Origin of the sequence: Bradyrhizobium sp. (genome assembly GCF_016213215.1) — a bacterium.
GTDB lineage: Bacteria > Pseudomonadota > Alphaproteobacteria > Rhizobiales > Xanthobacteraceae > Bradyrhizobium.
On record NZ_JACRAW010000004.1, the window covers coordinates 1 to 11,983 of the forward strand.

At 64.2% G+C, this 11,983-nt stretch carries 7 protein-coding genes; 4 read left to right on the forward strand and 3 right to left on the reverse strand.

The window, feature by feature from the left end; all coding sequences use genetic code 11:
* Positions 1-746: 746 nt before the first annotated feature.
* The 4 genes from HY852_RS00595 (at position 747) to HY852_RS00610 (ending at position 6,788) form a co-directional block, all read left to right on the forward strand.
* Positions 747-1,742, forward strand: coding sequence for a nitronate monooxygenase family protein (locus HY852_RS00595; RefSeq protein WP_291601647.1), 996 nt, complete (start codon positions 747-749; stop codon positions 1,740-1,742).
* Between the two features lie 28 nt (positions 1,743-1,770).
* A complete protein-coding gene (locus HY852_RS00600) occupies positions 1,771-2,742 on the forward strand; it encodes a zinc-binding dehydrogenase (RefSeq protein ID WP_291601650.1) in 972 nt (323 codons plus the stop codon).
* A gap of 117 nt (positions 2,743-2,859) precedes the next feature.
* The gene (locus HY852_RS00605; protein WP_291601652.1) at positions 2,860-4,251 is read left to right on the forward strand and encodes a cation-efflux pump; all 1,392 of its coding nucleotides are present in this window, start codon (positions 2,860-2,862) and stop codon (positions 4,249-4,251) included.
* A 212-nt stretch (positions 4,252-4,463) separates the two neighbouring features.
* Positions 4,464-6,788 (forward strand): ATP-binding protein, encoded by a 2,325-nt coding sequence (locus tag HY852_RS00610; protein ID WP_291601654.1) that lies wholly within the window; start codon positions 4,464-4,466, stop codon positions 6,786-6,788.
* A gap of 58 nt (positions 6,789-6,846) precedes the next feature.
* On the opposite strand, the gene HY852_RS00615 is transcribed toward HY852_RS00610, so the two are convergent.
* The 3 genes from HY852_RS00615 to HY852_RS00625 are packed head-to-tail and all read right to left on the reverse strand — an operon-like array spanning position 6,847 to position 11,937.
* Positions 6,847-9,813: a bifunctional [glutamine synthetase] adenylyltransferase/[glutamine synthetase]-adenylyl-L-tyrosine phosphorylase gene (locus tag HY852_RS00615; protein ID WP_291601656.1), complete on the reverse strand. Its 2,967-nt coding sequence runs from the start codon at positions 9,811-9,813 to the stop codon at positions 6,847-6,849.
* Positions 9,810-11,273: an ATP-binding protein gene (locus HY852_RS00620; RefSeq protein WP_291601658.1), complete on the reverse strand. Its 1,464-nt coding sequence runs from the start codon at positions 11,271-11,273 to the stop codon at positions 9,810-9,812. Before HY852_RS00620 ends, HY852_RS00615 begins: the two co-directional genes overlap by 4 nt.
* Positions 11,257-11,937 (reverse strand): response regulator transcription factor, encoded by a 681-nt coding sequence (locus HY852_RS00625; protein ID WP_291601687.1) that lies wholly within the window; start codon positions 11,935-11,937, stop codon positions 11,257-11,259. The genes HY852_RS00620 and HY852_RS00625 overlap by 17 nt, the downstream gene beginning before the upstream one ends.
* Positions 11,938-11,983: the final 46 nt, after the last annotated feature.

Genomic DNA, 11,983 nt, shown 5'->3' on the forward strand with positions numbered 1-11,983 from the left:
AATTCGCGAGGCGACGGAGGCAAAAGGAATTCGTCTCCGGGGAGAGCGCGGCATAAGCCGTCAAACCACTGCGCAGGGAAGGCCGGGTTGTCTCGGCTGCCCTGTGGTTTTCCCGCTGTGCATTTTGCGCAGAGCCTGCGCACAGCGGGCCACGGGTGCCAGCCGGCACCCGGTCTTCCCTGCGCCCTCTGATTGAAAGAGGGTGAGCAAGTACAGCAAGACTCGGACGCAATGCGCCGCGAGCATGCAGTCGTGCCTCATGACGTCATTGCTAGGAGCGATAGCGACAAAGCAATCCAGGATGTCTCTGCGGATGCAGTCTGGATTGCTTCGCTTCGCTCGCAATGACACAGTGGCGCGATCTCTCCCTAATCATTCCGGGCGCGCGAAGCGCGAGCTGTGATGTGCAATTGCACATCAGCAGAATCCATAGCCATAGGCTCGGGTTGGTTACGAAATCGGGGTCGATATCGAGCGCCGCAACTGAACCCTGTGGTTATGAGTCCGCTCGCCAACCCGGTGCATTCGGACCGCCGCATGGCTCGCGCCTCAGGATGGAACTACCAGCGCCATCATTGCGAGCGAGTTGTTCGCCGCGCGGAATCAATCCATCAATGTTGCATGATGGCCCTGCCCGCGCCGCACCCTGCACCGATGGACTTTTGCCGGCCCAACCGGCATCTTCCGCCTCAAGTCATTAATGCGGCACGCGAGCAGGTCGCGGGAAGGGAAACAAGGGGGCAGAAATGATCAAGACGCGGTTCACCGAGCTTGTCGGGGTCGAGCACCCCATCGTCCAGGGCGGCATGCAATGGGTCGGCCGGGCCGAGCTGGTTGCCGCCGTGGCCAATGCCGGTGCGCTCGGCTTCATCACCGCGTTGACGCAACCGACGCCGGAAGATCTCGTCAAGGAGATCGCGCGCTGCCGCGACACGACCGACAAGCCGTTCGGCGTGAACCTCACCATCCTTCCGGCGATCAAGCCGCCGCCCTATGCGGAGTACCGCGCCGCCATCATCGAAAGCGGCATCAAGGTCGTCGAGACCGCCGGCAACAAGCCGCAGGAACACGTCGCTGAATTCAAGAAGCACGGCGTCAAGGTGCTGCACAAATGCACCAGCGTGCGCCACGCGCTGTCGGCCGAGCGGATGGGCGTCGATGCGATCTCGATCGATGGCTTTGAATGCGCCGGCCATCCCGGCGAGGACGATACGCCCGGTCTCATTCTCATCCCGGCGGCGGCCGACAAGGTGAAGATTCCCATGATCGCCTCCGGCGGGTTCGCCGACGGGCGCGGGCTCGTCGCGGCGCTGGCGCTGGGAGCGGAAGGCATCAACATGGGCACGCGCTTCATGTGCACCAGGGAGAGCCCGATCCACCAGCTCATCAAGGAGAGGATCGTCGCCAATGACGAGCGCGAGACCGAGCTGATCTTCCGCACCATGCGCAACACTTCGCGCGTCGCCAGGAACGCGATCTCCAGCAAGGTCGTCGCCATGGAGAAGGAAGGCGCCACCTTCGACCAGGTGCGCGACCTCGTCGCCGGCGGCCGCGGCAAGATGGTCTACGCCACCGGCAACGCCGACGAAGGCATCTGGTCGGCAGGCCAGGTGCAGGGCCTCATCCACGACATCCCGACCTGCGCCGAGCTCGTCTCGCGCATCGTCCGCGAGGCGAAAACCATCATCCGGGGGCGGCTCGAGGGGATGATCTCATCTCCGCAGCGCGAAGCGGCGGAATAGCACCTCACACATTCTCCAGGATCAATCCATGAAAGCCTATGTCTACGGCGCAAGCGGCGCAGCAATCACCGAGATCCCAAAACCGACGCCGAAGGGCACGCAGGTCCTGGTTCGCGTCCACGCCTGCGCGCTGAACCGCGCCGACACCGGCGTGCGCAGGGGCCACGCCCATGGCAGCGCCGGCGGTGTCGGCACGGTCATCGGCATGGAATGGGCCGGCGAAGTCGCCGAGCTCGGGCCTGACGCCAAAGGCGTCAGGATCGGCGACCGGATCATGGGCTCGGGAGCCGCCGCCTTTGCCGAATACACCCTGGCCGATCACGGCCGGCTTTTCCTTGCGCCATCGAACATGAACTTCCAGGAAATGGCCACCCTGCCCGTCGCGCTGGCGACCATGCACAACGCCGTTGTCACGGTCGGCGGATTGCAGTCCGGTCAATCCGTGTTGATCCAGGGCGCAAGTTCAGGCGTCGGCCTGATGGCGATGCAGATTGCCTGGCTCAAGGGCGCTCGCATCGTGATCGGCTCCTCGACCGATTCCTATCGCCGTGGCCGGTTGAAGGAATTCGGCGCCGATCTCGCCATCGATTCCAGCGATCCAGGCTGGGTCGATCAGGTGCTCAAGGCGACCGGAGGCGAAGGCGTCGACCTGATCGTCGACCAGATCTCGGGCAGTGTCGCCAACCAGAATCTCGCGGCCACCCGGGTCAAGGGTCGCATCGTCAATGTCGGCCGCCTGGGCGGCACCCATGCCGACTTCAATTTCGACCTGCACGCGGCGCGGCGCATCGACTATGTGGGCGTGACCTTCCGGACCCGAACCATCGAGGAGATCCGCGACATCTTCGACGAGGTGAAGAAGGACATCTGGCCGGCCGTGGAATCACGCAAACTGCAGCTGCCCATCGACAAGGTCTTTGGGTTCGACGAGATCGACAGGGCGTTCGAGCACATGGAAGCCAACAGGCATCTCGGCAAGATCGTCGTGACGCTTTCGTGACGCCTTGGGGGTGTTCCCGCTGGAAACAATTCGCAATAGCCATGGCGGCACATGTCTGGAGACGGCGCCCTCCAACGACGCTTTCATGCACCGGGACGGGCTGCTAAACCCCGGGCCATGAGCCAGTCCGCCACCAGCCGGAAAACCCGCGTCGCGTCGATTTCGGTCGTCGCCAGCGCCGCCATGGCGACCGCCAAACTGGTCGTCGGCGTCGCCATCGGCTCGCTGGCGCTGATCTCGGAAGCGCTTCACAGCTCGGTCGACGTCATTGCGACGATCATCACCTGGCTGGTGGTGCAGGTCTCCGACCGGCCGGCCGACGAGGAACATCACTACGGTCACGGCAAGCTGGAAAGCATCTCCGCGCTGGGAGTGATCGCCCTGCTTTACGTGCTCGCCGGCGGCATTCTGGTCGAATCCTACGGCAGGTTGCGCGAAGGCGCCCCTCCGCCGACCATCTCGGTGATTCCGTTCGTCGTGCTCGTGGTCGACATCGCGGTGAATTTCTGGCGGGCCCGGGCGCTGCATCGCGCCGCCCGCGACACCAAGAGCCAGGCGCTGGAGGCCGATGCGCTGCATTTTGCCTCCGACGTCCTGGGCTCAATCGCGGTGATCATCGGCCTTGGGCTCACCGGCCTGGGTTTCGGCTGGGGCGACTCCGCCGCCGCGGTGGCGGTCGCCATCATGATCGCGCTCCTGGGCTTGCGGCTGGCGCGCCGCACGCTTGAGACGCTGATCGACCGCGCCCCCGAAGGGGTGGCCGAGCAGGCCGCCGCGGCGATTCGCAGCGTTCCGGGAGTGGTCGACGTCGAGCGCCTCAGGGCGCGCATGGTCGGCTCGACTCACTTCATCGACGCCATCGTGCAGGTGCCGCGCACCTACCCGATCGACCGCGTCAACGAGATCAAGGAGCGGGCGCAGAGCGTGGTCGCCAAGGCGTTCGACGGAGCCGACCTCACCTTCACGGCGGTTCCGGTGGCGCGCAACAACGAGACGGTGCGCGAACGCATCATGGTGATCGCGCGCAACTCCGGCCTCGCCATCCATCACGTCACCGTGCACGACCTCGGCGACAAGCTGACCGTCAGCATCGACCTCGAGGTCGACGGCGACATGCCGATTGTCGCGGCGCATGACGTCGCCCACTGGCTCGAGCGCAATATCCGCGAGGAATTCGGCGAGGACGTCGAGGTCGACATCCATATCGAGCCGCTGGAGCCGGAATTGCCTCACGGCATCGACGCCCCGCCCGATCGCGTCAAGGCCGTAACGGAGGCGCTGACGCGCTTTGCGGCGGGTGGCGAAATCCACGACATCCATAAGGTTCGGGTTCGCAACACCGACTCAGGCGAGATCGTCAATTTCCACTGCCGTGCGGCGCCCACCATGAGCGTGATCAAGGTGCACGAGCATGTCGACGAGATCGAGCGCAACCTGCGCCGCGCGTTTCCGTCGGTGAAACGCGTGATCAGTCACGCCGAGCCGCCGCGCGGAGCCAACCAAAGCTGACGGCGTTGCAGCACGTTCCCGTTTCGGACTCACTTCTCACGTCCATTTGCGAAATTCCCGACGGCGAATTTCCGTTGGACAAGGTTTATTTCGCTTTAACCATTTGTTGACTCTCGACAGCGCGGGAAAACTGGATTCAAATCGCTATGATTCGAAAGCGAGCTGGGGTCGCTCTCGAGCATGGTGCAGCACAGTCCTTGGGGGCCAAAGGCATGGCGCGTGCAGACGCGGCGAGTGCGTGCGTCCAATCCGATTCGATCAAAGGATTGGCGCAGTCAATCGCGAAACCGGCCTACCATCGACTTCTGATCGCGGAGCCGGCGCTTCGCCGCGCCGTCCCGATGCTGATCATCGCCTTCCTCATCACGATCTGTCTCGGCGCATTCGTTCAGGTTCTCGACCAGACCCGGCAAAAGCGCGCGGTCGCAAAGCGCGACCTCTCGGCCCTTGCCGAACTGCTCGCCGAGCGGATCGACCGCCTCGCCTCGGTCCGCTTCGAGCGCCAGAAGAACATCGAGAAGCTGCAGGCACTGCTGCCCGATCTGCTTCCGGCCTGGGGCATGGCCGCCGGCCGCCATGTCATCGTGACCTCCGCCGGCGCGGATCGTCGCATCCTTGCCCGCGTGCCGACCGAATCGGATCTCGGCAGTACGGATCGGCTGCTTGATACGATCAGCACGGCGCAACTGATGGCGACGCCGCCGCAGCAGGGCAGCTTCACCGAGCTGACCCTTCCGAACGGCAACAGCGCCATGGCCGCTTTGCACCCGATCCGGTCGCTGCCCGGTCAGGTCGCCGTCGTCCAGGAAAGAATCGAGTCGATCTGGGGCTCCGATGCGGCCCTCTCGGTGACGCTGTCGGCCACCACGGGCTTCGTGGTCCTGATCCTGGGCTTCGCCTTCCACTGGCAATCCACCCGTGCCCGCGAAGGCGACCTTATCAACGACGCGGTCCGCGGCCGTATCGACACCGCACTCAATCGCGGCCGCTGCGGCCTGTGGGACTGGGACCTCTCGCGCGGACGCATCTTCTGGTCGCAGTCGATGTTCTCGATGCTCGGACTCGACGGGCGCACCGAGCTCCTGACCTTCGGCGAGGTCAACGCGCTGGTCAAATCCGACGATATCGACCTGTTTGCGATCGCCGACCAGCTGATTTCGGGACAGCTCCGTCATATCGACCAGAGCTTCCGCATGCAGCACGCGGAGGGACACTGGATCTGGCTGCGCGTCCGCTGCGAGCTTAGCCAGAGCTCGACCGACGCCGGCCTGCACCTGATCGGGATCGCCGTCGACATCACCGAACAGAAGAGCCTCGCCGAGAAGACGGTTGAAGCCGACCTGCGGTTGCGCGATGCGATCGAGACCATTCCGGAGGCGTTCGTGCTGTGGGACTCGAGCGACCGCCTCGTGCTCTGCAACTCGCATTTCCAGCGGCTGCACAAGCTGCCGGACTCCGCGGTAATTCCGGGAACCTCCTACGAAACCGTGCTCGAGGTCGGCCGGATGCCGGAGATCCGCACCCGCCACAACGGGACCGCCCACCAGGGGCCGGGCGCGCGGACCTTCGAAGCGCAGCTCGATGACGGCAGCTGGCTGCACATCAGCGAACGCCGCACCAAGGACGGCGGCTACGTGTCGGTCGGGACCGACATCACGCGGATCAAGGAGCACGAGCAGAAGCTGATGGACAACGATCTGCGCCTGCGCGCGACCGTGTTCGACCTCAAGCGCTCGCAGTCGGAACTGGAGCGCCAGGCCATCGAGCTTGCCGACCTCGCCGAGAAGTACCAGCAGGAGAAGAACCGTGCCGAGGAGGCCAACCAGACCAAATCGAAGTTCCTCGCCAACATGAGCCACGAGCTGCGGACGCCGCTCAACGCGATCATCGGCTTCTCCGAGATCATGGGAAGCGGCATGTTCGGCGAACTCGGCTCGGAGAAATACCAGGAGTACTGCCACGACATCCTCACCAGCGGCCACTACCTGCTCGAAGTCATCAACGACATCCTCGACATGTCGAAGATCGAAGCCGGCCGCATGAAGCTCGAAATGGAGACGCTGGACCTGTCGCAGACCCTTGCCGAGTCGCTGCGCGTCGTCTCCGGCCGTGCCTACAACAAGAGCCTAACGCTCGATGCCGATATCGAAAGCGCAATTCCGGTCGTGGCGGACCGCCGCGCCATCAAGCAGATCATCGTCAACCTGCTCTCGAATGCGGTGAAATTCACTCCCGACGGCGGCCGCATCGTCGTGCGCAGCCGGCAGTTCTCCGACCGGATCGTGCTGATGATCGGCGACACCGGCATCGGCATCCCGCAGGAATCGTTGACGCGGCTCGGCAGGCCGTTCGAGCAGGTCGAAAGCCAGCTGACCAAGACCTATCACGGCTCGGGGTTGGGCCTCGCCATCGCCCGGTCGCTGGCGGAATTGCACGGCGGCTCGATGCGCCTGCGCTCCAAGCTCGACGTCGGCACCGTGGTTTACGTCGCCCTGCCCCGCGACGCCAGCACGGCAGCAATATCGGTGGCGGCCTGAACCAGCGCGGGGCTTGACCCTCCCGATGTGCGCGAGGCCATCTCAAGGCTGAAGTGGGCTATGTCGTCTCCAGCAGTATCTTGAAGACGCGTCGCACCTCGACCTGGGTGTCCTTCACCCGCGCTTCCAGCGCGGAAAAATCCGGCTCGTCGCCGGCGCGCGCCATGACACGCAGGAGATCGACGCCCGCCGTTTCGGGCTTGAACTTGTCGCTGACGCAAAGCCTCAGGATCTGCGTCAGGTCATGATAGAGCCGCGCCGCGGCACGCAGGATCTCGGCCTCGGAGGAGCCCAATACGCCGAGCTTCGCGGCATTGTCGAGCACCTGCAACGTGCTGACATCGAGAATTTCCGGCTTGTCATGGGCATGAACGAGCTGGAGATACTGCGCGATGAAATCGATGTCGACGATGCCGCCGGCGGCGTATTTCAAGTCCCAATGATCGTCCTCGCCCTTCTCCTGGGCGATCGCCTTGCGCATGTCGGCAACGTCCTGTGCAATGATCGGCGTATCCCGTGGCCGCGTCAGCACGTCGCGAATGATGGCTTCGATCCGCGCGCGGAACTCCGGCGGGGCGGACACGACGCGCGCCCGCGTCAAGGCCATGTGCTCCCAGGTCCAGGCCTCGCGCGCCTGGTAATCAGCAAAGGAATCGATGTGGGAGGCGACGGGACCTGCGCGGCCCGAGGGACGCAGCCGCATGTCGATCTCATAGAGCACGCCGTAATTGGTGCGGATGGTGAAGGCACTGATCAGGCGCTGCGTGAAGCGGGCGAAATAGTGTGCGCCATGCAGCGATTTCGCGCCGTCGGAATCCGGAGTCTCGCCGTCAAAATCATAGAGAATGATCAGGTCGAGGTCGGACGAGGCGGTCATCTCGCGGCTGCCAAGCCGGCCCATCGCGACAATGGCGGTCTGTTGCCCCGTGATCCTGCCGTGCTGGGCCGCGAAGCGATCCGCCACCAGCCCGTGCACGGTGTGGACGATGCCTTCGGCGACATCGGCGAAGGCCGTGCTCGCCTGCTGCGCCGAAACCGTGCCGGACAGGATGCGCGTGCCGATCAGGAACAGGCTCTCCTGCCCGAACAGACGCAATCGATCGAGAAACTCCTCGTAGGAATCGGAGTCCTTCACCGTCGCGGCGAGACGCCCGGACAGCTCCCGCTTGTCCGGCATCGCGCCGAAGAAACGCGGATCGATCAGGCCATCCATCAGTTGCGGCTGGCGCGCCAGCATTTCGCCGAGTCTCGGCGCCGCACCGAGCACAAGAGCCACCAGCGCAACGAGATCGCGGTTCTGGCTGAGCAGCGAGATTAGCCTGCCGCCGCGCTGCAGAGCCTGGAGAAAGTCATCGAAGCACGCCACGGCGCGATCCGGCTCCTCCGCGTGCGCGAGCCCGTCGATCAGAGCCGGAACGAATTCGACGAAGGCGCTGCGCGTCGCCTCGGTCCTGAAGCCACGGTATTGGCCGATCATCCATTCGCGTACGGTCTGGGCGACGGCGGCCGGCTTCTTGAAGCCAAGTGAAAGCAGATGCTGCAGCAGGCGGGGATCTTCCGGACCTGCACCATAGTTTATTGCCTCCAGCGCAGCCGCTTCGGCCGTCTCACCCTCGAACAACTGGGCATAGTGACCCTGGACGATATGCAGGAGATGCAGCAGATCCTTTGCGAACGCTTCCCGGCTCGCATAACCAAAGAACCAGGCAAAGCGCGTTACCGCTTCCTTGTCCTCCGGGAGCGCATGGGTCTGCTCGTCCGCGATCATCTGAAGGCGATGTTCGACGCGACGCAGAAATTCGTATGCGACCGTCAGTTCGTCGCGTGTCCTGGCCGTGATCCAGTTGCTCGCCGCAAGGACGTTCAGGGCCTCCAGCGTCGGCCGCACCCGCAATTCCGGATGTCGGCCGCCGGCGATGAGTTGCTGGGTCTGGGCAAAGAACTCGATCTCGCGGATGCCACCGCGTCCCACCTTGACATTATGACCTTCGACGGCGATTTCGCTCTGGCCGCGATAGGTCTGCATCTGCCGCTTCATGTCATGGACGTCCGCAAGTGCAGCGAAGTCGAGATGCTTGCGCCAGACGAAGGGGGCAATTTCCGAAAGCAACGACTCGCCCGCGCGCAGGTCACCGGCGCAGGGGCGTGCCTTGATCATGGCAGCGCGCTCCCAGGTGCGCCCTTCCCTTTCGTAGTAGTGCAGCGCTGCGTCCGTCGAGATGGCAACCTGGGTCGACGACGGATCCGGGCGCAACCGCAGATCGACGCGGAAAACGTAACCGTCACCAGTTCGCTGCTGCAAAAGACGCGCAAGTCCCTGGGTCACCCGGACAAAGAACGGCTGCGGTTCGATATCCGGTACGAGCGTGGTTCCGTCCGGAGTGAAGAACACAATGAGGTCGATGTCGCTCGAATAGTTCAATTCGCCCGCGCCCATCTTGCCCATCGCGAGCACGACAAGGCCGCTGCCTTCCTCGGGAGCGTCAGGGTTCGGCGGCGACAGCCTGCCCCGTGCGGCTTCCTGCCGCAGCAGGAAACTCAGGGCAGCCTGCACTGATGTGACCGCGAGTTCGGTCAACGCCGCCGTCACCCGCATCACCGGCCAGACCCCGCCGATATCGCACAGAGCGATCAACAGCGCCGCCTCCGACTTCAGGCGCCTCAGCAGAGGCATCACCTCGGCTTCGCTCGTCGCGGTGAGCACGTCGCCCCTCGTCTGCGCGATTAGTCCAGCGAGGTGCGCGTCCGGCTCGCACCTTAGGAGCCGGATCAGCCGCGCGGCATCGGCGCGGACGAGGTCGAACAAATAGGGCGAGAATTCCGCAATGCCGGCCATGATGGCCTTTGCAAAGGGATGGACGAGAAGCGCGTCGATCGCGCTCGACTGCTGCGGCTCGAGTTCAGCCAGCCAGTCTCTCAGACGGCCTTCGGCGTGTTCGGCGGCACAAACATGCGGACCCGCCACAAACCTCGCGGCGAGGCCCGAACCATGTCTGTCCGCGTTTCCCGGCGCGGAGAAGTTCATGCCACCTTCTGTGGCACATCCTGTGTTTGGGTCGCAAGCCTGTCGCCGGTGCCGGTGAGCGCGGGCAAGACCAGGGTTGCGACGAGCCCCGGACGGGCATCGCCGAGCCGCAGTTCACCGCCATGCAAGGTCGCAACTGCGGAAGCGAGACTAAGTCCGAGCCCCGAGCCCGGCAATGTCCGGCTCGCTTCCAACCGGACGAATCTCTCCATCACGTGCTGGCGGTCGGCTTCGGGAATTCCGGGCCCGTGATCCGTGACGCTGAGCAGGACTCGATCGCCCTCTTGCCGCGCTTCGATTACAATCTGCCGGCCGTCCATGCTGATGACGGTTCCCCCGGGCTGCGCCGGAGCCGGCTTGCCGTGCTTAATCGCGTTCTCGACGAGATTGGCCAGGGCCTGGCTGATGAGCTCGCGATTGCCATGAATGGGCGAAGGCTGCGTCTTGACGCGCAGGCTCATGCCGTCCTCTTCCGCAAGCGGCTCGTAGAGTTCGTGGATGCCGTTGGCGACCTCGGCGGCGTCGAAATCGTCCATGTCGCCGCGTGCCTGACCGGACTCCGCGCGGGCAATCATCAGCAGTGCGTTGAAGGTGCGGATCAGGCCGTCGGACTCCTCGATGGTCCGTTCCAGCGCGGCACGGTATTCGCTTTCGCTTCTCGACTTGGCCAGCGCCTCCTCGGCGCGGTTGCGCAGGCGCGTGAGCGGCGTCTTCAGGTCGTGGGCGATGTTGTCGGAGACCTCCTTAAGCCCCGCCATCAACGCTTCGATCCGCTCGAGCATGGCGTTGAGGTTCTCCGCCAACCGGTCGAGTTCGTCGCCGCTGCGTCCGATCGGCAGTCGTCCGCTGAGATCGCCGGCCATGATGCGCTGGGTGGTTCCCGTCATGGCGTCGATGCGCCTCAGCACCCTGCGCGCGACGAACACGCCCCCGCCGAGACCAAGCACCACGACGACCAGAACCGACCACTGCGCCGCCTTGGCGACGATGCCGAACAGCCGTCGCCGCTCGTCGAGGTCGCGCCCGATCAAGAGGCGGAAGCCGTTCGAGAGCTCGGTGACGCGGACCAGCGCCCGATGATCGAGCTCGTCCTGATCGTCGAGCCGCCGATAGACAGTTTCGGACCAGCCGTTCGTTGCCATGACGCCGGGCGCAAGCGAGCCGACATTGCCGGCAATCGCCTGCCCCGTCGGCGTGGTGACGAGGTAGAGATTGGACCCCGGACGCAAGGCGCGGTTTTCGATGGTGAAGACCAGCCCGCGCAGTCCGCGCCGGCCATAGATTTCACTGATCTCGCTGATCTCTGCGTTCACGGTGCTGGTGATCTGTTCGGTGATCAGCCGTCTTGTGTTCCAGGCGAAATAGCCCAGCAAGGAAGCAGCGAAGAACGCAAACAGCAGAAGATAGGCCAGCGTCAGCCGGAACGCCGTGGTTCGGATCAGCTTACCGAATGCCGTCACGTATCATGTACCCCGCGCCGCGAATGGTGTGCAACAGCGGCCGGTCGAACCCCTTGTCGATCTTCGAGCGCAGCCGCGAAATGTGTACGTCGATCACGTTGGTCTGCGGATCGAAATGATAATCCCAGACGTTCTCGAGGAGCATGGTGCGCGTGACCACCTGCCCCGCATGCTTCATCAGATATTCGAGCAGCCGGAACTCACGTGGCTGCAGCGTCAGCTCGTCCTTGCCGCGGGCAACGCGGTGGGACAGACGATCGAGCTCGAGATCGCCGACCCGATAGACGGTTTCCTCGGCCGGCCCGCCGCGGCGACGCGACAGCACCTCGACGCGCGCCAGCAACTCGGCAAACGAATACGGCTTCGGCAGATAATCATCACCGCCGGCGCGCAGCCCCTTGATGCGGTCGTCGACTTGTCCAAGAGCCGAAAGAATCAGAACCGGTGTGCGATTGTCCTTCTCGCGCAAAACGCCGATCAGCGACAGCCCGTCTCGTTTAGGCAACATGCGGTCGACAACCAGAACGTCGTAATCGCCGCTCTCGGCCAGGGCGAGCCCCTCCTCGCCGTCGCCGGCGAGATCGGCGACGTGGCCTACTTCGCGAAATGCCTTTGCCAAATAATCGGCGGACTCGCGGTCGTCTTCGATGATCAGGAGGCGCATCTGGCGGTCGGGGGCGGTCAAGGGATCAACCTTCCATCAAAATGGC